Origin of the sequence: Desulfosporosinus sp. HMP52 (assembly GCF_000765145.1) — a bacterium.
Classification (GTDB): domain Bacteria; phylum Bacillota; class Desulfitobacteriia; order Desulfitobacteriales; family Desulfitobacteriaceae; genus Desulfosporosinus.
In genome coordinates, this window is record NZ_JMGA01000057.1 from 79,525 (window position 1) to 105,726 (window position 26,202).

General features: G+C 41.1%; 21 protein-coding genes and 1 other RNA gene. 3 read left to right on the forward strand and 19 right to left on the reverse strand.

The window, feature by feature from the left end; translation table 11 throughout:
* Positions 1-5: 5 nt before the first annotated feature.
* From DP73_RS18895 to DP73_RS18910, 4 genes are all read right to left on the reverse strand, one after another.
* A complete protein-coding gene (locus DP73_RS18895; RefSeq protein WP_034601665.1) occupies positions 6-1,022 on the reverse strand; it encodes an ABC transporter permease in 1,017 nt (338 codons plus the stop codon).
* An 89-nt stretch (positions 1,023-1,111) separates the two neighbouring features.
* Positions 1,112-2,680, reverse strand: a complete 1,569-nt coding sequence (locus DP73_RS18900) for an ABC transporter substrate-binding protein (RefSeq protein ID WP_034601666.1) — start codon at positions 2,678-2,680, stop codon at positions 1,112-1,114.
* Positions 2,681-2,891: 211 nt separating this feature from the next.
* The gene (locus tag DP73_RS18905) at positions 2,892-3,518 is read right to left on the reverse strand and encodes a response regulator (protein ID WP_034601670.1); all 627 of its coding nucleotides are present in this window, start codon (positions 3,516-3,518) and stop codon (positions 2,892-2,894) included.
* The gene (locus DP73_RS18910; RefSeq protein WP_034601672.1) at positions 3,515-4,846 is read right to left on the reverse strand and encodes a HAMP domain-containing sensor histidine kinase; all 1,332 of its coding nucleotides are present in this window, start codon (positions 4,844-4,846) and stop codon (positions 3,515-3,517) included. Before DP73_RS18910 ends, DP73_RS18905 begins: the two co-directional genes overlap by 4 nt.
* 461 nt (positions 4,847-5,307) lie before the next feature.
* Here DP73_RS18910 and DP73_RS18915 point away from each other — a divergent pair, with 461 nt between their 5' ends.
* From DP73_RS18915 to DP73_RS18925, 3 genes are read left to right on the forward strand one after another with little or no spacing between them, the layout of a single operon-like run.
* Positions 5,308-6,234, forward strand: a complete 927-nt coding sequence (locus DP73_RS18915) for an acyl-CoA dehydratase activase-related protein (protein ID WP_052090863.1) — start codon at positions 5,308-5,310, stop codon at positions 6,232-6,234.
* A complete protein-coding gene (locus DP73_RS18920; RefSeq protein WP_052090865.1) occupies positions 6,221-7,288 on the forward strand; it encodes a hypothetical protein in 1,068 nt (355 codons plus the stop codon). Before DP73_RS18915 ends, DP73_RS18920 begins: the two co-directional genes overlap by 14 nt.
* Positions 7,285-8,232 (forward strand): acyl-CoA dehydratase activase, encoded by a 948-nt coding sequence (locus DP73_RS18925; RefSeq protein WP_034601675.1) that lies wholly within the window; start codon positions 7,285-7,287, stop codon positions 8,230-8,232. The genes DP73_RS18920 and DP73_RS18925 overlap by 4 nt, the downstream gene beginning before the upstream one ends.
* Positions 8,233-8,396: 164 nt before the next feature.
* Here the strand turns inward: DP73_RS18925 and DP73_RS18930 are convergent, their stop codons facing one another.
* From DP73_RS18930 to DP73_RS18995, 15 genes are all read right to left on the reverse strand, one after another.
* Entirely contained in the window at positions 8,397-9,293 is an 897-nt protein-coding gene (locus DP73_RS18930) for a DMT family transporter (protein ID WP_034601676.1), read from the reverse strand.
* Positions 9,294-9,518: 225 nt separating this feature from the next.
* Complete coding sequence (locus DP73_RS18935; protein ID WP_034601678.1) at positions 9,519-11,234, reverse strand: methyl-accepting chemotaxis protein; 1,716 nt, start codon at positions 11,232-11,234, stop codon at positions 9,519-9,521.
* Between the two features lie 386 nt (positions 11,235-11,620).
* A complete protein-coding gene (locus DP73_RS18940; protein WP_165574436.1) occupies positions 11,621-13,000 on the reverse strand; it encodes an ATP-binding protein in 1,380 nt (459 codons plus the stop codon).
* A gap of 347 nt (positions 13,001-13,347) precedes the next feature.
* Complete coding sequence (locus DP73_RS18945; RefSeq protein ID WP_034601681.1) at positions 13,348-14,859, reverse strand: methyl-accepting chemotaxis protein; 1,512 nt, start codon at positions 14,857-14,859, stop codon at positions 13,348-13,350.
* 382 nt (positions 14,860-15,241) lie between these two features.
* Positions 15,242-15,593, reverse strand: a transfer-messenger RNA (tmRNA) gene (gene ssrA, locus DP73_RS22830).
* 210 nt (positions 15,594-15,803) lie between these two features.
* Positions 15,804-16,274 (reverse strand): SsrA-binding protein SmpB, encoded by a 471-nt coding sequence (gene smpB, locus DP73_RS18950; protein ID WP_014905203.1) that lies wholly within the window; start codon positions 16,272-16,274, stop codon positions 15,804-15,806.
* Positions 16,275-16,420: 146 nt separating this feature from the next.
* Positions 16,421-16,972, reverse strand: a complete 552-nt coding sequence (locus DP73_RS18955; RefSeq protein ID WP_034601776.1) for an HDIG domain-containing metalloprotein — start codon at positions 16,970-16,972, stop codon at positions 16,421-16,423.
* Between the two features lie 124 nt (positions 16,973-17,096).
* Positions 17,097-17,918 (reverse strand): alpha/beta fold hydrolase, encoded by an 822-nt coding sequence (locus DP73_RS18960; RefSeq protein WP_034601682.1) that lies wholly within the window; start codon positions 17,916-17,918, stop codon positions 17,097-17,099.
* A 267-nt stretch (positions 17,919-18,185) separates the two neighbouring features.
* Entirely contained in the window at positions 18,186-18,410 is a 225-nt protein-coding gene (secG, locus tag DP73_RS18965) for a preprotein translocase subunit SecG (protein WP_034601684.1), read from the reverse strand.
* A 116-nt stretch (positions 18,411-18,526) separates the two neighbouring features.
* Positions 18,527-19,804, reverse strand: coding sequence for a phosphopyruvate hydratase (gene eno / locus DP73_RS18970; protein ID WP_034601685.1), 1,278 nt, complete (start codon positions 19,802-19,804; stop codon positions 18,527-18,529).
* Between the two features lie 140 nt (positions 19,805-19,944).
* Positions 19,945-21,486, reverse strand: a complete 1,542-nt coding sequence (gene gpmI / locus DP73_RS18975) for a 2,3-bisphosphoglycerate-independent phosphoglycerate mutase (RefSeq protein WP_081963102.1) — start codon at positions 21,484-21,486, stop codon at positions 19,945-19,947.
* Between the two features lie 21 nt (positions 21,487-21,507).
* A complete protein-coding gene (gene tpiA / locus DP73_RS18980; RefSeq protein WP_034601687.1) occupies positions 21,508-22,272 on the reverse strand; it encodes a triose-phosphate isomerase in 765 nt (254 codons plus the stop codon).
* Positions 22,273-22,296: 24 nt separating this feature from the next.
* A complete protein-coding gene (locus DP73_RS18985) occupies positions 22,297-23,481 on the reverse strand; it encodes a phosphoglycerate kinase (RefSeq protein WP_034601689.1) in 1,185 nt (394 codons plus the stop codon).
* A 312-nt stretch (positions 23,482-23,793) separates the two neighbouring features.
* Positions 23,794-25,290: a glycerol kinase GlpK gene (glpK, locus tag DP73_RS18990; protein WP_034601690.1), complete on the reverse strand. Its 1,497-nt coding sequence runs from the start codon at positions 25,288-25,290 to the stop codon at positions 23,794-23,796.
* 92 nt (positions 25,291-25,382) lie between these two features.
* Positions 25,383-26,021 carry a phosphate uptake regulator PhoU gene (locus DP73_RS18995; protein WP_034601692.1) on the reverse strand — a complete coding sequence of 213 codons (639 nt, stop codon included), beginning with the start codon at positions 26,019-26,021 and terminating at the stop codon, positions 25,383-25,385.
* Positions 26,022-26,202 lie beyond the last annotated feature (181 nt).

Here is a 26,202-nt window from a genome sequence, read left to right on the forward strand (position 1 = left end):
ACAAGCTACACCTCTTTCTTAGAATATTTAATACGCGGATCAAGGAATCCATAAATCACATCGACTAATAAATTCATCAAAACAAAGATAGTAGCTACAAGCAAGACCACGCCCTGTACTACAGGGAAATCGGACTTGAGAATACAGGCCACAGTATAGGCACCAATTCCCGGCCAGGAGAAAACCGTTTCCGTGAGTACAGCTCCACCGAGTAAACTTCCGAGCTGCAAACCAATAACTGTTATGATGGGAATTAAGCCGTTGCGTAAAGCATGTCTGACAATTACGCGGCTTTCATCAATTCCTTTAGCTCTGGCAGTACGAATATAATCCTGCTGCAAGGTATCTAACATGCTGGAACGAGTCATTCTAGTAATGATGGCCATGGAATACATGGCTAGAGCGCTGGCAGGCAAGATTATGTGCCGCAAAGCGTCTTTAAAGGAATCCATGTTACCGGTGATCAGACTGTCCACTAAATAAAATCCTGTAACCCTGATAGGCTGTAAAAGCGGATCAATCCTCCCATTGGAGGGAAGCCAGTGTAAAACCCCCGAAAAAAGGATGATGAGCAGAATACCTAGCCAGAAAATCGGCATGGACACTCCGACCAGCGCCAACAACATACCGGCATTATCGAAAATAGAGTTCTTTTTAACAGCAGAAATCACACCTATAATGATGCCAAATAAGGAGGCCAGGACGATTGCTACAAGAGCCAACTCGATGGTTGCAGGAAAACGAGTAAAAATCTCTTTAGTAACTGAGGTTTTGGTATAGTAGGAAGTACCCAAGTCGCCTGTCAGTGCGCCTTTAAGATAATTGAAATATTGCAGGTAGATTGGATCATTCAGGCCATTAGCCTGACGCCATGCCTCTACAGTTTGCTGCGTTGCGTGCTGTCCCAAAACAATCGGGGCGGGATCAGGTGAAAACACGCGCATGATGAGAAAAACAATAATGGATACCCCTATCAGCACGGGAATTAACATCAAGATTCGTTTAATGATATATTTGAGCATCAGCAACAACCTTTCGACAAAAACAAAACCGGGAACCGGAGTTATCCGGTTCTCGGCAGTCTTAAATTATTTAGAAGTATACAAAGATCTTATTTCTTCGCTACCCCGGCAAACGGAGTGATGCCAGTCATGTGGAAATAGAAGTTCTCAACGTTAGGCTTGTAGGCACAAAGAGTTTGGGCGTGGGAAATTGGGAGCCATGCAGCATCAGTTGCTGCAATTTTTTCCAGTTGAGTGTAAATTGCATTTCGATCTGCCCCTGCAGGAGTCGTTAGACCTTTGGCAATTAAGCCGTTGAATTGATCATTTTTGTAGAGAGCGATGTTCATGGTTGGGTCATCAACAGATAAGAGGTATAAGAAGTTGTCCGGATCCCCATTATCCCCGATCCAACCATAGAAAGCTAAGTCATAATCTCCGGCTTTAAGTTTTTGTTTGTAGGTGGTCCAGTCGAAGGAGTCGATAGTTACTGTAACACCAACTTTAGAAAGGTAACCTTGAATTGCTTCAGCCAGTGATTGTCCTGTTGCAGCATTATAAGGTCTTGGGTTGGTATAAGTGATCATGTGTATTGAAGTCAAGCCAGCCTCTTTCAAGGTCTTAGCTGCAGCTGTTGGATCATAAGCTACTTGGGCGATACTCTTGTCATAACCTTCCATAAAGGTTGGCAAAATAGAAGTCGCCGGTTCAGAATAACCTTGATATAGGCTCTTTACTAGTTCTGGAACATTGATAGCCTGAGAGACTGCTGCGCGAACCTTTGCATCATTGAAAGGCTTTTTAGAAGTATTGTAAGCCATATAGTTGATATTCATTCCAGGAGCCTGGAAGATCTTATTGCCAGCATCTGTGATTTGCTTAACAACTGTGGAATCAATGCCATCAATGATATCAGCTTCACCATTGTTTAAGGCAACAACACGAGCAGAGTTGTCTTTGATGAATTTAAAGATAACATTTTTAGTAATAGCCTTGGTACCCCAGTATTCTTCATTGCGATCTAAAACTATGTTTTGGTCTTTTTCCCATTTGACAAATTTGTATGGGCCGGTACCGACTGGTGCCTGGTTAACATTATTGTTATTATCTTTTAAGGCCTTGGGACTGATAATTGGAGCAGCCATAATCATTGCTAAATTATTCAGCAACGGTGTGCTGGGAGATGTCAAATTAATTTTAACTGTTTTAGCGTCAACAACCTCAACATTTTTTACAGAACCGTAAACGAAAGGCGCATAGGCCATATCTTCGGTCACTTGAGGAGGCAACTGACGGTCGATGTTAAACTTTACGGCTTCTGCATTAAAGTCAGTGCCATCATGGAATTTAACGCCCTCTTGAAGGTGGAAGGTATAGGTAAGGCCGTCCGGACTAATTTCCCAGCTTTTCGCTAATGAGGGTTCTACTTTAGTTGAATCCTGGTTGTACTTTAAGAGACCTTCATAAATGTTGCTCATTACCTTTGCTGACTCACCGTCGTCAACAAGCGCAGGATCCAATCCTCTAGGCTCAGCACCCTGAGCATAAATCAGGGTATCGCTGGCTTTTGGTGCAGTGCTGCCCTCGGAGCTTGCTTTGCTGCCTCCACAACCCGTCAAGGAAACTAGGATAAGGGTTGCAGATAGAGCAAGGGCCATGATTTTCTTAACTTTTCTCATTTTCTTCCTCCTACTTTTTCTTTGAATTAGAAAATATTTCATATTTTCTGTGAATTTTTGGTACCACCCTTAAATGTTTTCCCTAATTATAACAAAATGGCTTGATCAACTAAAGAAATAAAAAAGAGAAAAAGTAGAATTGATTCTTACATGTCGAATCTAAAGAGATGATAATCCCCTAAGGATCCTTCCTTAGGGGATTATCATAAAATCAGATCCAACAATATCTATTCTTCGGTCTTCCTATCTTTTGATAACTTGGAATTGACTGCACCTTACCATTTTGCACAAGATAGGTAAGATATCGGTACACTGTCGGAACAGCCAACGATAATTCTTTGGCTATCTGTTCCACTGTAGTAGGTTGTTGGCAGTCAGTAAGATATCGCTCTATATAGGAAAGGGTCGATTTGCTAATCCCTTTAGTAACAAAGACTTCGTACTGCATTTTTGGTGATGCCTGAACTGCCTTGGTCATATCTAACAACCGCATATGCAATTGGACGCGAGCAATTAGGTCTGGTGCTTTCACGGGTTTAAGGGCAAAATCGGTGGCCCCTGCATCTAAAAAACGATCGGCAATTTCCTGTCTTTCATCGACTGTCAGTACTAGAATAGGTATTTGCTGATCTTTTTCGCGGATCAAGCGAACTGTTTCTAACCCATCCATTTCTGGCATATGATAGTCCACTAAAATGATATCCGCTCCATGACTTAGGAACCCCTTAATTCCTGCTCTCCCATTGGGATAGGCAACGGGATCCCATCCTGCAAATGTAAATATTTCACTTAAAGTATAGCGCAATGACTGCTCATCATCCATAATTATTATTCTCATTGGCTTTCTCCCAGTGGCAGGGTTATCCATACCTTTGTTCCCTGACCGACTTCACTTTTTATATTAACATGTCCCTCATGTCCTTCCGCAACCTGTCGCACAAAAGCCAAACCAAATCCGGGGTGGTTTTTAGTGCTGTATCCTGTCTTCCAAATTCGTTTTACATCATTTTCCGAAATACCGTAGCCATTGTCTTCCACTTCTAATTTAACAGAATTCCCCAATGTTTTGGCGCGTAAAACAACCCTTCCGTTCTCTCGATCTTGAATGGCATCCAAGGCGTTATCAATTAAATTTATAATTGCCCGAGTTAATCTGATTTTATTAATGTATAGATTTGATTGAGGCTCTCCATCCAATTCAATATCAACAGATAAATTTGTGCCGCTTAAACGACTGGCCCGAATATAATCGATTAGCTCTTTAAGTTCACACCAATTCTTCCGATCCTCGTACAAAATTTCCGAAACCATTTTGCTCATTGAATTAATGGAGCCATAGATAGTTTGACAGTATTCCTTCAGCTTAGGATCAGGCCAGCGGGTCTCCATCAATGACACCAATCCCTCAATAGTAGCCAGGGGAGTTTTAAGATCATGGACAAGATGGAGGACTTCACGTCCTGAGCGAGATTCATTAGCTTCAAGCTTGGCACGAAGCAAATCTTGCGAGATTGTCCACCTTTCCATATATAAAATCAAGTAAATCCATAAAGTTATTGCGCTGGCAACAAAAATAAAAAATAACACATTGGCATAAAGTGTTAGAACTTGACCAAATCCGATTTGTATAGCAACTTGTTTTATTTTAATAGATAATGAACCTTGTCCGAAACCATACGGCGTCAGAAAAGGAACCTGATTTAACCAGGCAACGCCAAAAATTAATTGGGAGAAAACCAATAGTTTCATCCCCATATTTAATTTTTGTTTGCTCAATGCCTGCATCACCACAATCGATATCCAAAGAAAAATATCAGTAGCTCCAAAACTATAGTTTAAAGGAGTAAGTTGATTTACGATTATATAAGCAAGAGGAACTGCTGTCAGAGGAATGATGGTTTTGAATCTCGGGCAATTTAAAGCCTCCGCCATCCCGTCACCTAACATTACGACACTTAGGAACTGAGGAATTGAAACAATGGTATTAATTGACACAATGAGAAAAGCATTAAACATTAACGCACTACCATCTGTTTTCTGGTTCATCGTTTGGAGTAATTGATCTAATCCGATGAGCTGTGGCTTTAACCAATAAGGAATTAAGATGCCCAGCAGAAAAAATCCAATCCCTATCCATATCTTCCTTGATTTAATAACTCTTCCCACGGAATTACCATCCTTTCTCCTTAGATTATTATAACATGTAATCAAAATACAGATAATTTTATTTCTGCCGTGGCCGTCCTTAAAATTTTTTGATAATTGCCAAGGTGTTCTAGCTTATAATTAATTCAGCGCAGACCTCCAGCAAAGTAGAATAAGGGCTCCTACAAGATTCTGCTCAGGTACTTCTTATATCTTAGTTTAAATAATTATAAAAAAAGCTTTGAAACCATTAATCTTTATGGTCTCAAAGCTTTATTAATTATGTTCATTTTAAGCTTCAGCTTAAATAGCTAAAACAAAAGGCAATTTCTTTTAGCAATTTTTTAGATTGCGATACTATAGCTTCCGGCGGGTACGGCGTCAAAAAGTTTAGTCCCAAAAATAGGCCATAGTACATACCTTAGTATATAAATGAAAGACATCCGCAGTTTAATCTCCCATTAGAAGGGCTGGCAAACACTATGATAATTGGCATACCCAGAGCACTTCTATATCACAAATATAAGCACCTCTGGAAAAGTTTTTTTAAGGAATTAGGCATTGATTATATCCTTAGTCCGGATACAAACAAAGAAATTCTTCGCAAAGGTTCAGCCTACTCTATTGATGAATCTTGCTTATCTTCTAAGATCTACCTGGGGCATGTGGAATGGTTGTTGGATAAATGTGACTATATTCTCATTCCCCGCTTTTCAGATTATAGTAGAAATGGCACGGTATGTCCCAAGTTTCTGGCCATTTATGATGTAGTAGCCAATATTTTCAGAGACAGATCTATAAATTTATTATCCTATAGCATTAATCCGAAGGTTACTCATGTTGAAATGGCCGCCTTTCTTAAATTGGGCAAGATTCTGAACAAAAAGAAGTCTCAAAGTTTATATGCCTACCTGAACGCCAAACAAGTAGAAAAAAAGGCTCATTTGCTAGAGATAACTGAACAAGAGCGTCTACTCCAAGAAAATAAGCTGAAAATTTTAGTGCTAGCTCACCGCTACAATATTTTTGACAAATATATCGGAGAACCTATCCTCAACATTCTGAGAGAGCAAGAAACTGTTCCGATTATTGGCGATATCGCTCCCCAAAAAGAGGCCATAGCCAATTATGCCCAGATCAGCGAGACATTGCCCTGGGTCTGCAATAGGGAGCTTGTCGGCTCCATACCCATTTATAAAGACCGTGTCGATGGTATTATCCTTATGAGTGCCTTTCCTTGTGGACCGGACTCCCTGGTTAATGAGATCCTTATCCGAAGAATCAAGGATAAACCCATTCTTAATCTCATGATTGACGGACAAGAGGGAAAAGCCGGAATGGAGACCCGTTTGGAAAGTTTTATCGATATTATCCGGTTTAAAAAGGATGAACAGAATGGAAGAAATTAAGGCCAGCTATCCTCAGCTAGGGAATTATTGCACTCCCCTAGAGCTCTTATTCACTGAAGGATTTGATGTCAAGTATATTGTTCCTCCACCTATCACTAAAAAAACCTTAGCCTTAGGAAGCCGTTACAGCCCCGACTACGTTTGTGCACCTTTTAAATATCACCTGGGAAACTTTATCGAGACGATTGAGGCAGGTGCAAACACCCTTGTCCAAACCGGCGGAGTATGCCGGTTACAATATTACGGAGAACTTCACGAGCAAATTCTTCAGGATTTAGGCTATAGAGTTAATTTCGTAAACATGTCCAAGGTTCAAGACACTAATCCTCTTACCTTTTACAATGGATTAAAAGAGATAAACCCTCAGATGTCTTTGCAAAAAATCGGAAAAATTCTGCCTATTGTTTTAAAGATGTTTGAATACATCGACGAGGCAGAAAACTTTATCCGCAAGAACATTGGTTTCGAAAGCAACAAGGGAGCTTTTGAGAAAGTCCATGCTGACTTTCTGGGAGATCTGCGCAGAGTCCGTAAAAAGAAAGAGCTTAAGAACACTTACCGGGACTATATGAAGCTTTTCAAGGGAATCGAAATAAACAAGCCTGCTGATCCTCTTAAAGTAGGAATCATCGGAGAATACTACACCATAATGGAGCCCTTTAGTAATCATTATCTCGAGAAAGAACTGGCCCAAATGGGTATTGTGGTTGACAGATGGATGAATGTAACCAACACTTTGATCCACTATCCCAAAAAGCAAATACAAAAACGCATAAAAAACTATGCCGAATATCCCTGGGTAGCTACCAGCATGGCAACCATAGACCGAGCTTTAGAGTTTGCCAGAAAGGGTTATGATGGCATCATTCATGTCAAGTCCTTCGGCTGTACTCCGGAAATCGATGCCATGCCGATTCTCCAGAATATCAGTAAAGATTATAAAATTCCGATTCTCTATTTTACCTTTGACACTCAAACCAGTGAAACAGGGTTCAATACTCGTCTTGAAGCTTTTTATGACATGATCATCATGAGAAAGGAAACAAAGAAATGAGCAAAGGGTATTTAGGCATCGATATTGGCTCAATTTCTACAAAAGGGGTGATCATCGATGAAAATAACAATATTAAAGCAAGTGAGTATTTGTGGACAGAGGGCGACCCTCTGAAAGCTGTCAAAAGGCTATTGTCCACTCTAAAACTCCAACTTGCCGACAGTCAAATAAGAATTGTCACCGTCGGAACTACAGGCAGTGCCCGCAAACTGATAGGAGCAATGACGGGGGCTAGTGTAGTAAAAAACGAAATAACCGCCCACGCCATCGGGGCAATGTCTATCCACCCTGAGGTCCGTACGATTATCGAAATAGGCGGTCAGGATTCAAAAATAATTCTAATCGAAAACGGTATTGTTATCGATTATGCGATGAATACTCTTTGCGCTGCCGGAACCGGCTCCTTCCTCTCCAGCCAGGCACAGCGCCTGCACATTAATATTGAGGATTTCGGAAGAATTGCCCTGCAGTCTACTAAAGCAACACCTATTGCCGCCCGCTGCACTGTTTTTGCAGAATCTGATCTCGTGCATAAAGCCCAAATTGGTCATAAGAAAGAAGATATTGTTGCCGGCTTATGCAAGGCCGTCGTTGCCAACTATCTTAATAACGTGGGTAAGGGAAAAAAAATCATTTCTCCTGTTGTTTTCCAAGGTGGCGTAAGCAAGAACATCGGTGTTGTTAAAGCCTTTGAGGAATTACTCGGAATGCCCGTCGCAGTAGATCCTAATAGTCATTTGACCGGTGCTCTTGGGGTAGCGTTGCTAGCAAAAAAATCAAGAGTCGAAAAGGATTTCTTCTTTGACATCACTGATATCGAATTTAAAACAGTTGGCTACGACTGCAAAAAGTGTTCTAACAACTGTGAAATTATCTGCATCTATAGAGAAGATCAAATCATTGATGCTTGGGGGAATAAATGTGAAAACGGAGCAGTCCACTAAATTTCTGCCTCATGATATAAGTGAACTCCTTGAAAGTTGAACATCAAGGCTTCAGGGGGAGTCTACCACCAAGGTATAATAAGGAACACCCACTTGCAGAAGTGGGTGTCTTTAACTTGATCAACATTAGGTATTCGACTTAATATCTGAGTTTTTGCTAGGTTTTAGTCTCCCCTAATCCCTTTCGACACACTTAACGTACCCCGTCCACGGAAATGATAGGACTCTCCAAATGCGGCACCACCTAAAATCAAAATCGCACCAAATATTTGAACCATACTTAGCTGTTCGTTAAGAATAATTGCTGAGAACACCAGAGCAGATAAAGGGTCAATATAACTGCAGATGGCCACCGATTGGGCTGGGAGCTCATGAATTGAAGAAAAATACAAATAACAACCAACTCCAGTATTAACCATCCCGAGAATTAAAATGGGCATAATGCTTGACCGGGTTATAGAAATTGTACCTTCATGCATCCAAAAAGTGTATAAAGCTACTATCGTACAGGCGGTAATCAGTTGAACTAGGGTAATTTCCAGTCCGTCAAGTTCTTTCACCTTTTTATTGGAAATTATCATTGCAGCATAAAGCAACGCAGAAATTATTCCGCACATCAGTCCCCAAGACATTCCCCCTGTTAAAAAATCCGAACCGTTTACGAACACCATCCCCGAAGCAACCATGGTAATCCCAATCATTTTGTTGACCGTCATTTTTTCCTGGAATATGTAAGGTGCAGCTGCAATTACAATCACAGGTCCACAATAGTAGGCAAGAGTCGCGGTACTGACACTGGTTAACCGATAGGCCTCAAATAAAAATATCCAACTTAGCCCCATAGAAAATCCAGAACCCAGCAAATAAAACCATTGCTTTTTAATCTGCTCAAAATGGGGCTTTTTCCCTCCGACTATAAAAACAAGGCCCAAGAACAGACTGCCAATAATGGTTCTTGATAAGACTATTTCCGAACTGCTGAGCAAAATATAACTGGCCACTATGCCATTTGAACCAAAAATAAGCAGCGACAATATATATTTCAGGTATGATCTCGTCATGAATTCCGCTTTCCTTTCGAACTTCTTTTCCTATTGTATTAATCTAACACGCCCTGCTTCTGTTGTGTAGCCTAAAAGTACTATACGAGAAAATTCTCTTTTCCTAATCATGAAAATTCAAGATAGCTTTTCTAAACAGTGTTAGCAGCAAGATGTCATTCAGTTTGGCAAAAAAACGCAAAAATCAAGACAGCCCTGAGAAACAGGGCTGTCTTAAATCTATGCTTAGACTTTAAACTTATGTATACTTTCCAATAACTCAGCAGCCATATTAGAAAGGCTTTGACTCGAAGCTGCGATCTGTTCCATAGAAGCAGTTTGTTCTTGGGTAGCCGCAGAGACGGTATGAGCCCGGTCTGCTGTACTGACGCAAATATCGGAAACTTCTTGAACTGAAACCGTGATTTGCTGGCTGCCACTAGCCATATGTTGGATTGCCCCAGAGATTTCTCTCACTTTCTCTGATACCTGGTTGATTAAACCAGCAATGTCTGCAAAAGCAACTCCAGCATTATTGACAACTTCTGTACCTACTTTTACCTCGTGGGTTCCTGCATTCATAGCAGCAATCGCTTTTTTAGTATCTTCTTGAACTTCACGAATCATTGCGGCAATCTGCTTGGTTGCTTCCTGAGACTGTTCGGCTAATTTTCGCACTTCTTCTGCTACAACTGCAAAGCCTCTACCGTTTTCTCCGGCTCGGGCAGCTTCAATAGCTGCATTTAAGGCAAGAAGATTGGTTTGAGCAGAGATTTCGGATATTGTTGTAACAATCTGATCGATCTCAGTGGATTTTTCTCCTAACTCAGCAACAACTTCCGCTGAGGTCATAACGGTTTTTTCAATATTTGTCATCTGATCGACTGCTGAATTGATGGCTTTTCCTCCGTTTAGGGCTGATTGATCTGTTTTATCCGATAATGCGGCAACATCGTTGGTGTTAGCCGCTATTTGTTGAATACTTACTGACATCTGCTCTACGATTCTAGAGGTTTCGTTGATTGCTGCTACCTGCTTTTCCGCTCCATCAGCCACCTCACTAATTGCATTAGCAACCTGGGCATTAGCATGAGCTGATTGTTCAGCCCCCGCAGATAGTTCTTCTGATGAAGAGGTTACCATATCGGCAGAGTCAGAAACTTGTTTTACCAAATTCCTCATGTTTTCTAACATTGTATTTATCGCTACACCAAGCCGACCTACTTCATCCTTTGAATTAACATTGACTTTATCTATGGCTAGATTTCCTTCTGCTACTTGCTGTATTCGATTTACCATTTCTCGAAGAGGATTTGTGATAATTCTAGAAACAATCAACCCAACTGTTACAGATATAATTAGTGCAGCTATGGTAATGACTATAATCATTTCTTTTGCCATATCGCTGCCGGAAATAGCCTTATCCTTTGCCTCATCAGCTTTTTTACTTTTATATTCAGCTAGCTCATTAAGAGAATTATTCACATCCATCATGAGGGGAACTGCATTTTGCGAGAACTCGTTATAAGCAATACTTTTTTGTCCACTAGCAGCTAACATCAATGCCTTTTCATGCTCAACTCCATAAGCATCAAGGTTATTTCTTATGGCCGTTAACTTTTCCAGCTCAAAAGAATCAAGGGTTGTTGTTTCATATTGACCCAAGAGAGATACTATTTCTTTTATCTGTTCCTGGATTTCATTTAAAGACTGTTTCTCGCTTTCCTTGTCTAAGTCGGTCAACATTATTTTCATGGATAACTCTTCAACCAATCTGTTGTCCGCCCGTATTTGATTAAGCCATTTTACCGGTAGTAAATTGTTACTATACATATCTGTTATGCTTAAACTTACGGTATGGGTATAACGATTACCTACCAACCCTACTCCTAAGATAAAGAGACTCATAAGAATGATTAGACTCATAATTTTTTTAGCAGTACTATTTCGAATTGTTTGCATAGGAACCCTCCAGTTTTTTGTTTGTTAACTCATTCATATCGATAAACCAAGTATGTATTTGACTCGTGAAATTGTATTGGGCCCTTTTTAATAATACCGTTTAATAAATTTGATGATCATTTATCAGATAGCTATTATTCGATTGCACCTTTTTCCCGCACGATAAACGTCACTCACCTAAATATTACTTAGAAATTTCAACATGTTATAGCAGTTCTTATCCTCCTTCAAAACTTGTTCTGCTAATTATACTAAAGAAAAATAAAAATCCCCTGAACAAAGACTGAATCTTTGCTGAGGATTTCTATTTTCGGGGCTTTTCTATCGTTGTTTTTACAAACAAAGGTCACACCACACCATAACCAAGACCAAAAAACAAATTTGCTTTAGGCTTCCTTTTTCCTTAACTTGAAGTATACATAAAAACTAGTACCTGCAGGCCCAGTTTCAACACTTATTCTTCCGTTGTGACGTGCAACTATGCCATAACATACCGCCAACCCTAAACCAGTACCTTGCTCTTTGGTCGTATAAAATGGTGTGCCTAATTTCTCAAGTGTACTTTGTTCAATTCCATTACCTTGATCCGTTACGACTAGGGCTACTTCACTTTTAGTAGTAAAAGTTTTTATTTGTAAAAGTCCGCCTTTAGACATTGCTTCAAATCCATTTCGAACAAGATTTAATAACAACTGACGAATTTCCCCAATATTAAGTTGTAAATCCGCAACAGTATTTAACTCAGTAGTTAGTAATTTATCGTTGGTATTTGCATCCGCCTGGATCAACGGCAATGTAGATGTGATTATATCGTTAATATTATGCCATACCAACATAGTTGGTTTGTTTCTATTGATGGAAAGAAACTCCGAGAGAATTGAATTTGCTCGATCAAGTTCTTCTATCATAAGGTCAAAAAATTCTTTATCCTTTGACTCTTGCTTTTTCTTAAGCAATTGCAAAAAGCCTTTTACCGTTGTCATTGGATTTCGAACCTCATGACTAATACTAGCTGCCATTTCACCGATCAAATTTAATCTGTCAAGTTTGACCATCTCCATTTCAGCTCGTTTTCGGTCTAAGATTTCCTGTGTAAGTAATTCATTAACTGCTTGTAATTCTTTAGTTCGCTCTTTAACTAAATCCTCAAGATAATACTTATGCCGCAGATCCTGATGCTTAAGCTTAAAAAGCAAGAAGGATATAAAATATGATATTAAAACTACTGAAAAAGTATTTATATAGTTTCCCTGGCGTATGTCCGGATTCTCTTGATTAATAGTTAAAAAAATTGTTAACGTAGCAAATGATGAACCATACAAAAAAGCTTTGACCTTTAGGTTATAGTTGGAGATTACGGCTACAATAAGGCATCCGATTATGTAAACTGTAACTTGCCCATGGATCTTTTGATCGATACCAGAGACTACTGTTGTTTCGAATAGGAGAAAAAAAGAATAAAACACGACGTAAAATTTGTGAGCTAAAGTTATCTCATTGGCGGTTTGAACTATTATTCTATTGGAAGCAAAAATACATAGAATTGACACCAACCCCAAACTGACATGAGAAAGGAATAGATAATAATAACTATTATTAATAGTCCAAAGACCCCTGGTTATGTTTAGATAATCGATAAAAAGCAACACCAAGTTTAAAAAGAACATTATAATTGAAAACTTTCGTGTTAGATTAAAATTTTGATAGGTTATTATCTTTTCAATGGCGTTTTCATTTTCTTCCTTTATCTGTTGTAACTGTAACAAATGTAGTACCTCTCTTACTTTATCTCTCACAACAGATATTCAATTCAATTATCGTTTATCCTCTTTTTTATCCCTTTTCGTTTTCTCTACATGGCTTTATTTTGAAGGATAGGTTACTTGCTTCCGATATTGGTTCCCTGTACGGCAACTTATAATATCTATGTTAACAACATATTATATCTGGAAAGCTGACTCGCTGAAGTCATCAGTCAAATCCTCGGTACCTGGCCTCTTCGCCCTGGTTGCAGTCAGCGCATTCTCCTCGGGAAGTTCCCGGAGGATAATTGCCGGGGTAGCTCAACCCAACCCAGGAAAAAACCAACTCGGGCAGCGTAGTTCATCCAGTTTTAATTTAATAACATCCCCTTAAGTTCATGCCACTTGCAATTAATATTGTTTACATTAACAAGCATATTAGACATGTCAGCGTTCTGAGCTTGAATCGAAGCCAAGAATTCCTCATTTGTGGCTGAATGCTGTTCGGCTATTGCTGATATACTCCCTATTTGATCATTTATTTTAACGAAATTTCCAAATACCTGTTGAGTTATTCCAGACTCCTTTTTCAACAATTGATTTTCTTGATTATTGGTATCCTTTAGCTCATTAAAAAATTGAGTCACATCCAATATTAAATCATTTCCTAATTCAATTGCACTAACGCCAGACTTTATCTGAGTTGTTGCAAGATTCACTTTATCTATAATATTTTGGGTTACCCTGCTAATACTTGCAGCAGTTGCTGCACTTTCCTCTGCAAGCTTTCTAACTTCTTCAGCAACAACTGCAAAGCCCCTGCCGTTCTCTCCCGCTCTGGCTGCTTCAATGCTCGCGTTTAGGGCAAGTAAATTTGTCTGACTTGCAATTTGCGTGATTCCCTCTAAAAACAAACTTATTTCATCAATGCTGACTTTAAGAACTTCAACTGTTTCCATGGCTGTAAGAACAGACGTACTCACCGTCTTCATCTGGATATTCATTTGATTAATTTTATTTGAGCTATCCTCAACTTTGATAACCATATTACCGGAAGTTTTTGCAACGATGTCAGATATTTTATTATTCTCAGCTACTAGTGTTTTGGCATTTAACATATTGTAGTTGATATCCTCTATGTTTACTGCTTGTTCCTGAACTCCTACTGCTACTTCCGTCATGGCGACCACTATGTGGTCATTCGACTGTTTTATTGCTTCAATATTTTTGCTAAAACTGCTTAATTCGAGATCAAACACTGTTGATACTTCACTAACCTTATGCATCGTAAGCTGCAACTTATCTAGTAATTCCCCGGTCTCTTTTTCTTTGGAGACGACCGAATCAACCAGATCTCTTCCCCATTTTGTCAGGTAAAATATTAGAATTACAGACACATTGAAATATACAAGAGGCCTTGTTAGCCCTGAAGCAGGGCTAGTAGTATTTGTCAACGCTAAGGGATGCATGACATACGTTGTAATTATTATTGTGTCTATGACTCCTCCAACAATTAATACGAGCGCCTTTTCAAAATATAGAGCCGACATTGAAAAAGCTAGCATCAATAACATGAAACTACCAATACTAGGACTTTGGATATTTGTTTGTAAGGCGATTAATGATATTACAATACTAAATACGCCACCTTTAACCTGTTCCTTGATCGGAACAAAGTAAACGGATGTACTGATTACCAGAACGATAAGCACTTTTACTGAATTCGTAAAAAACAAAGTGTCAAATCCATTATAAATAAGACTTTCGAGCAAAATTAAAATATCCGCACCATAGATAACACTTAAATTGACTTTACTCACTCTTTTTAGATCATATCCCGTTGCAGTTATATGCAAGTTAAATTCCCCTTCTTTTTGAGACATATTTCACATGGCACTTTTTAAGTAAACCCCATGTTTCATCCTAAACGCCCTTAAATATATCATTAAAATTTAAATTAAACAATAGCCTCCATTAATTTGACATTGTAAATCAAATCTATACACAAATTGTAATTCTCCAAAATGCTGAAGAAAGTAGTCTGTTGGCTTCAACCCTATGTTAAATATTAAGACAGGTATCACCTGCCTGCGGTCTCCAAATTAAGCGCATAACTACGTGAGGTGATGCTAATCATAATAGAATTTATAATGGACAGTATAAAATTGATTTCATTCTAGAATGCAAAAAAGCCTTGAGCAGTACATATTCATGTACCTCAAGGCTTCCGTTTTTATGTATCTCCACCACATTCGAGGGTTTGATTGGTGGAGGCGAGGGGACTTGCACCCCTGTATCGAAGAACGACCACAAAAGCGTCTACGCGTGTGTCCTTTAATTTAAGTTTCGCCAGTCTTGACTCCTAAAGGCAAGGATTCAGTTCAGGCTAGCTCGATGATCTTAGCTAATGTCTCCGAGCATTGACATTAGAGCGTCCTACTTAATTGACACTCTGACCCTTCATCGTAGGTTCTGAAGGCAGAATGCTAGCGGCACTTAGGCAGCTAGAGCGTAATTGTTTTCGTTAACTATTTTTGCCCACCGTTTAACGAGACCAGGTGGAATCTCGACGCGCAACTCTTGCCACCGCTTCCCCGAGCGAGTCTAAAACGCCCCCGTAAAAATTAACTACAAACATAGTATACCACATTTTTGTTTAAAGCAAAGTGAATAACCCTGGAATAATTACTTCTTTATGGAAAAGACATTCTGGGAACGATTAATCTTACGGAAGTTTAAGATTAAATGTTTTTTCTTTTATCCTAAACAAGTTACTGCCCATTCCAAATTTACATATATCACTTATATTATATAAACAGATTAATTTTCAATAATTTTTATTCCGATCTCTTAAGGCACGCTCTATATCACGTTTTCCTTCACGTTCCGCAAGAGCCTGACGTTTATCATAATTTTTCTTCCCTTGACCAACAGCCAATTCGACTTTGGCCATCCCTTTCTTTAAATATATTTTAATCGGGATCAAGGTTAGCCCTTGCTGCTGAATTTTACCGATTAGTTTACTTATTTCCGCCCGGTGAAGTAGCAGTTTACGAGGCCTAAGGGGATCGTGATTGAATCGGTTACCCTGTTCATAGGGGCTGATATGCAGCTGGTGAACCCAAATTTCACCCTCGTCTAATTTTGCATAGCTGTCCTTTAAATTAACCCGTCCATTACGAATAGATTTAATTTCAGTTCCGGTGAGAATAATCCCAGCTTCGATTCTATCCTCAATATAATAATCGTGGAACGCCTTACGATTTTCGGCAACAACTTTAATTCCTCCAGAAGGCATATTAATCCTCCTCTCATCAAGTACTTCAGTATAACACAAACTTCCTATTATAACCAAATGTTAAGAATCGACGACCTAATACTTTAGACAACCTCTAGCTAATAACACAAGCCAAAATCGTTTAGCAATGAGAATCTAGAATTACCCTATAGCTCCAATTCCTTCGAAATCCCCTGCATCCCCTCTAAGCCTAATCCTAAAAACTCCTCTAACGTAAGTCCCAGCTCACTGCAGCTGAGAATCTGCTGTCGATTTGCCCCCTTGGCAAAGGCCTTTTGATCGAATTTCTTAAGGAGGAAAGGCACATCTACCCCTGAAAGCTTCTTATCCGGTCGGATAAGAGCCCCGGCTACAATCAGCCCCGTCATAGGGTCTGTTGCATAAAGAGCCTTATCCAACAAGGAGTTGCGGGGTAGCCCGTGCCTCTCATTGTGTACTTTTACAGCATAAATAAGGTCTTGAGGGAAACCTAGGCTCTCTAAAATTTCCGCTCCTTTAAGCGAATGGACTTCAGGCTGTTCTTTGGTATCCTCATAATCAATATCATGGAGCAGGCCGGCCATTCCCCACAAATCAGGATCTTGATCAAAATGCTTGGCTAAACGAATAAGGACTGCTTCTGTTGATATCATATGTTTTAGTAGATTTTTATTATCCACATACTTCGTTAATTCTGCGTATGCTTCTGCTCTTGTCATCATTGATTAATCCCGCTTCCTTTCATTTCAAGAACTTTCCCTTTCCTCACAGGACAAGTTCTTGCCAACTCATGTATCTAAGACACAATCAAACTATATCCATTAGTCTGATTCAATGTCGTTTTTAATCGTGATTGTATTTCTTCTGATCAAACTGTTGAAGAAACTTATGAACCTTTAAAAAAACTTCTTCGCGTTCTTGACCAAGCGTTAAAATATGTCCGGATTTTTCCCAATAGATTACCTCAGGATTGACCTGTCTGATTTTCTTCCTAATAATCTCTACACTGACAGGTTTAACGGTTAAATCTTTAGTGCTTTGCATTAATAATGACGGACACTTTATTGTCTGAAGTTTATTGCGTACTTGACGAATCCCTTTATTCAAAGAAATTAAGGCATCCACCGGAACCCGTTCATAGACAAAACGCTCAGCTAGTGGGTCATGTTTTAACAATGCTGGTTTATCCTTTTCCGCTTTTTTAGGATTTAACTTTTTTCCTCTCCAAGAAAACGGTTTATTCTTCTCAACAAAGGTCATAAATGGCTTAATGAGCCGAACGAAACGAGTTCTCCTGTCCGCCAGAACCATGGGGGCATTCATACTGATAAGTCCATCGATTAGACCCAGAGTCCCCAGATGAAGAGTCAATAGTCCTCCCATGGATAATCCTACTCCAATTACAGTATCACAAGTTTCTCTAAGCTTTCTAACCCCACCGACTGCGTCTTTAGTCCAATCCTCCCAACCGGTTGTTGCCATCTGTTCCGGAGTTGTCCCATGACCCGACAGTTGGACTCCCAGGATTGTCCATCCGAGCTGGGCTAAGCGTTCACCCATCAACCTCACTTCTGAAGGGGATCCGGAAAAACCATGAATCAGCAGGCAGCCCACATGATTGCCCGGAAAAAAGAAGGGCTCTACTAAGCGTCTTTGTGGTTCCATCCAATACACTCCTCCTAACCGATTTCGTGATTCATTCTTTGAGTTCGATTATTGTGTCGGTATCGAGAGAATCCATAAGATTATGCCCTAAGGCAGCTTTTTGGCCTTCACCTGAAGTAAAAATTATTATAATAATGCCGTATATATCACCCTAGAAAGCAAGTAGGCTTTGCACTTATTCTATCAACTAGATTAACCGGATACAAATAAATAGCACAGAAGGGCACCTCATACGAAGTACCCCTCTTTGTTGGCTTTATAGCTTAACTACGAAACGATGGCTAACCCCAAAGAACTTAGCAAAAAGACAGCTGCTAAAACACCCGTAGCTTTAGCAAATAATTCGTCCATGCCTTTCTTCTTGCCGAAAATAGCCTCTCCAGCACCAGTAATAGCTCCTGATAATCCTGCACTTCTTCCGGACTGTAGCAAGACAGCTGCAATCAGCCCTATCGAACTGAGTATTAAAAGAATTATTAATGCAATTTGCAAAATAACTCACCCCCTAAGATACCCTTCTCATAGATCACTGTAACTTTATAAATGCTCAACAGGCTCATTTTAGCACAAGCCTAGTCAAAACTCAATAAATCTTCGACTTGCGCAATCTATCTAGCCAAAGCTTTCCGTCCACGATAGACGGCGCTTTCGCCCAGTTCCTCCTCAATTCGAAGGAGTTCGTTGTACTTGGCAACTCGCTCTGTCCGTGCCGGAGCTCCTGTTTTGATCATGCCGGCATTGACTGCAACTGCAACATGCGCCAAGGTTACATCCTCGGTCTCCCCGGAACGATGGGAAATCACTGAAGTATAACCGGCTCTTTTAGCCATTTCAATAGCGTCCAGAGTTTCCGTTAGAGTTCCGATTTGGTTAAGTTTAATGAGAATGGAATTGGCACATTTCTCTTCAATTCCTCGGGCCAGGCGTTTAGGGTTGGTTACAAACAAATCATCTCCGATAAGCTGAACTTTATCTCCTAAGCGCTTAGTAAGTTTATGCCACCCTTCCCAGTCCTCTTCATCTAAACCGTCTTCAATAGAAAGGATCGGGTAACGCTCAATCAAGCCCTCATAGTAATCAATCATTTCGTCAGAAGTTTTCTTAACCCCTTCGCCGGCAAGGTTGTATGTTCCATTCTCATAAAGTTCTGTTGCTGCCACATCAAGGGCCAAGGCAACATCATCACCAGGCTGATAGCCTGCCCGTTGAATTGCGTCAACTATGCATAACAAAGCATCCTCATTAGACTCAAGGCTAGGTGCAAACCCACCTTCATCACCTATTGCAGTTGCCAGGGATTTTTCCTTGAGAACTGCCTTCAGACTGTGATAAACTTCTGTTCCCATACGCAGAGCCTCTGCGAAGCTGGAAGCTCCAACAGGCATAATCATGAATTCTTGAATATCCACATTGTTATCGGCATGTTTGCCACCGTTAAGGATATTCATTAAGGGTACCGGAAGTTCTTTGGCGTTGACGCCCCCTAGGTATTGATAGAGAGGAATTCCTAATGACTCCGCCGCTGCTTTGGCAGCTGCTAAGGATACGCCGAGAATGGCATTAGCTCCCAGTTTCCCCTTGTTCTCCGTTTCATCAAGTTCAATTAACAGACGATCCAGACCGGGTTGGTCAAATGGATTTAGTCCCTCAACTTCCGGAGCGATAGTCAAATTAACATTTTCAACTGCTTTCAGTACCCCTTTACCCATGTAACGGGTATCGTCGGCATCCCGAAGTTCGACTGCTTCAAAAGCACCTGTAGATGCGCCTGAAGGAACTGCTGCGCGACCTATTACTCCATCCGTAAGTACAACATCAACTTCTACTGTAGGATTTCCGCGGGAATCCAGAATCTCCCGTGCATAAACATCTGTAATAAAACTCATTGATTAATATCCCCCTTTTTTTATTAGAAATCTCATACTGAGAAGTTCTAGCTTAAAGCAACTTAAACCTTAACATCTGGCAATCTTAATTCTATCGATTAAGTAATGGATATTAGAAACCCAAATTAATGCTTCCTAAATCAAAATTCCATTAACGATTTCCCCGTCATTTCATTAGGTATAGGTATTTGAAGTAGTTTTAAAATTGTCGGGGCTATATCACATAATGCTCCACCCCCACGCAGTGCTTGTCCTTTGAACCTTTCATCTGCAAGAATGAAGGGCACACAGTTCGTGGAGTGAGCGGTTATCGGCAACAGTGTCTGGGGATCTAGTTTCTCCTCAGCGTTCCCATGATCCGCTGTCACGATGAGAGTTCCCTCATGTTTCCGGAGCTCATCATAGATCTGACCTAAACATTGATCGATCACCTCTACTGCTTTGACGGTTGCATCAAACACACCCGTATGTCCAACCATATCTGGGTTAGCAAAATTTAGAATGATCACGTCATAAGTCGACTCTCTAATTTTTTCAAGAACAGTCTGGGTTAATTCTGGAGCACTCATTTCTGGCTTTAGGTTATAAGTAGCGACTTTTGGCGATGGAATGAGGATACGCTCTTCCTTGGGATAGGGTTCTTCAAGCCCGCCATTAAAGAAGAAGGTGACATGGGCATATTTTTCTGTCTCAGCAATTCTTAACTGTTTTAGCCCTTGATCAGAAAGCACTTCACCTAAAGTATTATCCAAGTTTTGTTGAGGAAATGCTACAGGTGCCGGAATAGTTTCCTCATATTGAGTCATACAAACGAAATGAACCTGTGGATGATTGGAGCGCTCAAATTCAGAGAACCCTTCATCAACAAAAGCATGAGTTATTTCACGGGCACGATCCGAACGGAAGTTATAGAAAATTACACTATCCCCTTCTTGAACCTGGCCCACAGGGTTTCCTTCTTCATCATCAATCACTGTAGGTATTACAAACTCATCCGTCACACGGGTATCATAGGAAATCTCAACAGCAGATAAGGCCCCGGCTGCATGTTTGCCTTCACCATTGACTATCGCCTGATAGCCTTTTTCTAAGCGATCCCAACGTTTGTCCCGATCCATTACATAGTAACGACCACTGACTGACGCTATTTTCCCTACTCCCAGTTCTTTAATCTTCCCTTCCAGTTGGCAAATATATTCTTTGGCACTTTGAGGCAAGACATCTCGTCCATCAAGAATTGCATGGATATAAACCTCTGTCAACTCCTGTTTCTTAGCCATTTCCAGAAGTGCAAATAAGTGATCGATATGAGAATGAACTCCGCCATTGGAGAGTAAACCCATTAGGTGAAGCCTCTTATTATGCACTCGAGCTCTGTCCATAGCTTCCAGCAAGACTGGGTTTTTAAACATGGTTCCATCTTGAATCCCTTTATGTATTCGAGTTAATTCTTGATATACCACCCTACCTGCCCCGATGTTCAGGTGACCTACTTCTGAATTACCCATTTGGCCATTTGGCAATCCTACGGCTTCACCGGATGCCTGAAGAGTGGTATAGGGGTATTCTCCTTCAAGACGCTTGAAGTTTGGAATATTTGCTGAGGCAATTGCATTTCCCTCATTGGTTTCCCGACAACCCCACCCATCTAAAATCATAAGGAAAACCGGTTTGATGTCCATTTTATATCCTTCCTCGCAAGCCTACATGGGACTTGCATTTTTGATAAGTTTCCCAAAACTAAGCGGATCAAGACTTGCTCCGCCGACTAAAGCCCCATCTACATCAGGCTCCTGCATTAGTTCCCCAATATTTTCTGCTTTGACACTGCCTCCATAGAGTATAGGAACATTCTCTGAGGCAGGTCCCATTAGCTCTGTCAAAGTCCCACGAATATTAGCACACATCTCTTGGGCATCATTACTGGATGCGGTCTTACCGGTGCCAATCGCCCAAATAGGCTCATAGGCCACAATTATCCGCTTCAGATCATCTTTGGATATTCCGGAAAGAGCACTGTCAACTTGGTTTTTGACCCACTCGGCTGCCTTCCCCTCTTCACGAAGTTTCAAATTTTCCCCGCAACAAAAGATAGGAGTTAACCCCACCGCCAATGCCTGCTGAACTTTCTTAGCAATGTCCTGATCCGTTTCTCCAAACATTTCCCGGCGTTCAGAGTGACCGAGTATAACGTATGTACAGGCGACATCAAGCAGCATACGCCCTGATATCTCTCCGGTATAGGCGCCTTCTTCCCCCCAGGCCATATTTTGTGCACCCAGATGGACAATACTTTCTTCCAACTCGTTTTTTAGAGCATGGAGAGCCGTAAACGGAGCACAGAGGACAACATCTAGGTCTGTAACATCCTTAACTTCCTCTAAAAACTTTATGGCATAGTCCTCTGCTTCACTGACAGTTTTAAACATTTTCCAGTTGCCGGCAATAACCCTTCGTCGATTAGCCACTTACAATACCTCCTTTTGTAAAGCCTAGGCCTCTTCTAATGCAGCAACACCTGGTAAGATCTTGCCCTCTAAAAATTCAAGTGAAGCTCCGCCGCCTGTGGAGATATGGGTCATGCGCTCGGCAACCTTCATCTTTTCCACAGCTGCCACAGAATCTCCTCCACCTACAATCGTGATTCCCCCGCAGGCCGCAACTGCTTGAGCGACCTTCTCTGTTCCTTTAGCGAAGGCTTCTATTTCAAAAACCCCCATGGGGCCATTCCAAATCACGGTGCGCGCTGTGGAAATGCGAGCTTCAAACTTGTCAGCAGTAGCAGCGCCTATGTCTAAGGCCATTTCTTCCTCTTGGATTTCTGAGACTTCTACTGTACGATGAGCAGCATCGGTTTGGAAAGCAGTCGCTGCGACAACATCTATCGGTAATTCAAGTTCGACTCCTTTAGACTTTGCCTTTTCAATAAGCTGCTTAGCCAAATCTACCTTTTCCTCTTCGAGAAGGGATTTTCCCACGTTATATCCTTGGGCCTTCAAGAAGGTATTGGCCATCCCCCCACCAATGATTAAAGCGTCAACCTTTTCCAGAAGATTTTCGATGACTCCAATTTTATCACTTACTTTTGCTCCCCCAATGATTGCAACAAAAGGACGTTCTGGTCGTTCTAAAGCGTTACCCATAAATTCAACTTCTTTTTGCATTAGCAAGCCACAAACCGCCGGAATGTAGTGGGTTACCCCTTCCGTTGAAGCATGAGCACGGTGTGCCGTTCCAAAAGCGTCGTTAACAAACAACTCCGCCAACCCAGCTAACTCTCTGGCAAAGGAAGGGTCGTTTTTCTCCTCTTCTCCATGGAAGCGAACATTCTCCAATAAGAGGACTTGCCCATCTTGCAGCTTACTAACTGGTTCCATGGCCAAATCTCCACGACAGTCTTTTGCGAAAACTACCTCCTGCGCTAACAAATTACTAAGATGTTTGGCGACAGGCGCTAAAGAATACTTGGGATTAACCTGGCCTTTAGGACGCCCCAGATGGGAAGCAAGAATCACTCTTGCTCCTTCCTTTACTAAATACAAAATCGTTGGCAAGGAGGCTTTAATTCGTTTATCGTTGGTAATTTCTCCTTGTTCATTTAACGGTACATTGAAATCCACTCGAACAAGTACTCGTTTTCCACGCACTTCTACGTCTTTTACACTCTTTTTATTCATGCCAAAATCCCCTTTCACTTGACCCAAGGGTTCGGGGCCGTAGTTTTTCCACCCTAATAATCAATTCCCAATTCCGGCTAAGATGTTCCCAGAACCCAATAGCTTCGGTTCACCTTAACTTGATTCAAACCTCTAGTCAATCTGTAACACCAGATAAATATGTATTAGTATACCAAAAGTTCCTACTCTTATGAACTTTAATTAGCCTATTTTGTATCATTCTCTAAATAAATCCAGTTTCCTGCCATAAAACAGTGTCCATTTACAGTGACTATTTAGAAACTTCCCTTGAGCGGTAACCTTTTCAGTAAATTAATCTTCCCAATCCTTACTTCGTTCAACAGCCTTCTGCCAACCTCGGTAAAGTTTAATTCTCCTCTCCTCTGACATATCCGGTTTAAAGCAACGATCCATTCTCCAGTTTGAGCAAATTTCCCCTTGATTCTTCCAAAAGCCTACTCCCAGGCCAGCTAGATAGGCCGCTCCTAAGGCAGTAGTCTCGATAACTTCAGGTCGTTCTACCTTCACTCCTAAGAGGTCTGCTTGGAACTGCATTAATAAATTATTTGCTACCGCACCCCCATCGACTCTCAATGTCTGGAGGGTTATCTGGGCATCCTTTTCCATTGCTCCTAAAACATCTTTTGTCTGATAAGCCATCGCTTCCAAGGTAGCCCGAATCAGATGGGCCTGCTCCGTCCCCCGAGTCAAGCCAAAAATTGCGCCCCGAGCACGCATATTCCAGTGTGGGGCACCAAGTCCCGTAAAAGCCGGAACTACATAGACCCCATCAGTATCCTCAACTGTACTCGCCATATACTCAGAATCCTGAGCTTTTTCTATCATCTTCAGTCCATCCCTCAGCCATTGGATTCCAGCCCCGGCGATGAAAACACTGCCCTCCAAAGCATACTCAACCTTTCCGTTCAATCCCCAAGCTATGGTTGTAAGCAGGCCACTTTGGGATACAACAGCCCGTTCTCCTGTGTTCATCAGCATAAAACAGCCCGTTCCATAGGTATTCTTAGCCATCCCCGGTTCAAAACACATTTGCCCAAACAGAGCCGCCTGTTGATCGCCGGCAATTCCGGAGATAGGAATTGAGGCATCGCCGAAGAGATTGATTTCCGCTTTCCCGTATATCCAACTTGAGGGTTTCACTTCCGGGAGCATGCTTCTAGGGATGCCCAGCTCAGCGAGGATTTCCTCAGACCAAGCTAAGTCATAAATATTAAACAATAAGGTTCGAGAAGCGTTAGAGTAATCCGTCACATGAACTTGGCCCTTCGTCAATTTCCAGATTAGCCAGGTATCTATAGTGCCGAGCAAAAGCTCTCCCTGATTTGCTTTTTCTCTGGCACCATCAACTTGATCCAATATCCATTTAACTTTAGTTCCTGAAAAATAGGCATCTAAAACTAAACCGGTCTGCGAGCGGATCAATTCTTCCCATCCTCTAGCTTTCAGATCCTCTACAATCTCTGTTGTACGGCGACACTGCCAGACAATTGCCGGAGAAATCGGTTTTCCTGTGGCCTTATCCCATACAACAACTGTCTCTCGTTGATTAGTGATCCCTATACCTGCAATATCCCCGGGGGAGACTCCTGTCTTAGCTAAGAGTTCTGCAATAACCCCGTATTGTGTACTCCAAATTTCCTCTGCATCTTGCTCCACCCACCCCGGTTTCGGATAAAATTGAGTAAATTCTTTTTGTGAAATTCCAACCGGTTTACTCTCATGGTTAAACAAAATTGCTCGACAACTCGTAGTACCTTGATCTAAGGCTAAGATATAGGTTCTTGGCATTCCAATCTTCTCCCCCTTTTTGCAGGCTGTTACTTGGCCAAAGAGCAAACAGCCATTTAATATGGCTGCTTATTCCTTAATTATACTATACTTCATGCTTCAGCGAGTCGTCGATTGCCTGTTTGGACATACAAAAGTGTTTCAGCCACATTTACAAGATGATCCCCCATGCGCTCAATGGTTCGGGCAATCACCAGGCATAAACCTAATTGGCCATCATGGCTGCTGGCTTGACTCCCTTTAACTAAGGCTGACTTAAAATTGTCGTAAGCTTGATCTAATACATCGTCTTCATCTGCTAAGTCCATCAGGATTTCTTTATCCCCTTTTAAGATATCCACCGTGTGCTCTATCATCTGGAGTAGTTGGTTGGCCATCTGTTGAATATCCCCCGGCCAATTTCGCTCTGGCTTTAGCTCACTCAGTTCAGCCAGATCACAAGCGTAATCAGCAGACCGTTCAAGTTCCTGGGCCATTCGCTGAAATCCCAAAATCCACCTTAAGTCTTGGCTTCTTAATTGTTGCAAACTCATGATATCAAAACTTTGATTGACGATGTTATCCCGAAGCTGATCAATTGCCTTATCCTGTTCTTTCCAATCCTGTACAGTACCTCCCTTTTCCAAAGCCTCAATTGCAGCACATAAATGCCTTTGGACAGCTTCTGCCAACTCCACTGTCATTACACGCAAATTCATTAAAACTCGATCATAACCTGATGTTCTAAGCATTCCTATGAATCACACCTCTTTCTGTAATGCCTGCCTGATGCCAAACTCCTGCGTGCAAAGTAGCAGAGAATTCGATTAGATTATTATATAGAGCCTTATACGGAGTGGAAACCTTCCCTTCAGTCATTAATTATATTTTCTGATAATTATTACTCACAGTTTTGTTGCTTCAGCCTAATTT

Bases quoted from the DNA above. Each gene is read 5' to 3' on its own strand.
- DP73_RS18985 (WP_034601689.1), bottom strand. From the start codon at position 23,481: ATGAATAAAAAGAGTGTAAAAGACGTAGAAGTGCGTGGAAAACGAGTA.
- DP73_RS18930 (WP_034601676.1), bottom strand. From the start codon at position 9,293: ATGACGAGATCATACCTGAAATATATATTGTCGCTGCTTATTTTTGGT.
- DP73_RS18905 (WP_034601670.1), bottom strand. From the start codon at position 3,518: ATGAGAATAATAATTATGGATGATGAGCAGTCATTGCGCTATACTTTA.
- eno (WP_034601685.1), bottom strand. From the start codon at position 19,804: ATGAGTTTTATTACAGATGTTTATGCACGGGAGATTCTGGATTCCCGC.
- glpK (WP_034601690.1), bottom strand. From the start codon at position 25,290: ATGCCAAGAACCTATATCTTAGCCTTAGATCAAGGTACTACGAGTTGT.
- DP73_RS18920 (WP_052090865.1), top strand. From the start codon at position 6,221: ATGGAAGAAATTAAGGCCAGCTATCCTCAGCTAGGGAATTATTGCACT.
- DP73_RS18915 (WP_052090863.1), top strand. From the start codon at position 5,308: ATGATAATTGGCATACCCAGAGCACTTCTATATCACAAATATAAGCAC.
- smpB (WP_014905203.1), bottom strand. From the start codon at position 16,274: ATGCCTTCTGGAGGAATTAAAGTTGTTGCCGAAAATCGTAAGGCGTTC.
- DP73_RS18995 (WP_034601692.1), bottom strand. From the start codon at position 26,021: ATGCTTAGAACATCAGGTTATGATCGAGTTTTAATGAATTTGCGTGTA.
- DP73_RS18900 (WP_034601666.1), bottom strand. From the start codon at position 2,680: ATGAGAAAAGTTAAGAAAATCATGGCCCTTGCTCTATCTGCAACCCTT.
- gpmI (WP_081963102.1), bottom strand. From the start codon at position 21,486: ATGGACATCAAACCGGTTTTCCTTATGATTTTAGATGGGTGGGGTTGT.
- DP73_RS18960 (WP_034601682.1), bottom strand. From the start codon at position 17,918: ATGGAACCACAAAGACGCTTAGTAGAGCCCTTCTTTTTTCCGGGCAAT.
- DP73_RS18895 (WP_034601665.1), bottom strand. From the start codon at position 1,022: ATGCTCAAATATATCATTAAACGAATCTTGATGTTAATTCCCGTGCTG.
- DP73_RS18955 (WP_034601776.1), bottom strand. From the start codon at position 16,972: ATGACAAGAGCAGAAGCATACGCAGAATTAACGAAGTATGTGGATAAT.
- DP73_RS18935 (WP_034601678.1), bottom strand. From the start codon at position 11,234: ATGCAAACAATTCGAAATAGTACTGCTAAAAAAATTATGAGTCTAATC.
- DP73_RS18945 (WP_034601681.1), bottom strand. From the start codon at position 14,859: ATGTCTCAAAAAGAAGGGGAATTTAACTTGCATATAACTGCAACGGGA.
- DP73_RS18925 (WP_034601675.1), top strand. From the start codon at position 7,285: ATGAGCAAAGGGTATTTAGGCATCGATATTGGCTCAATTTCTACAAAA.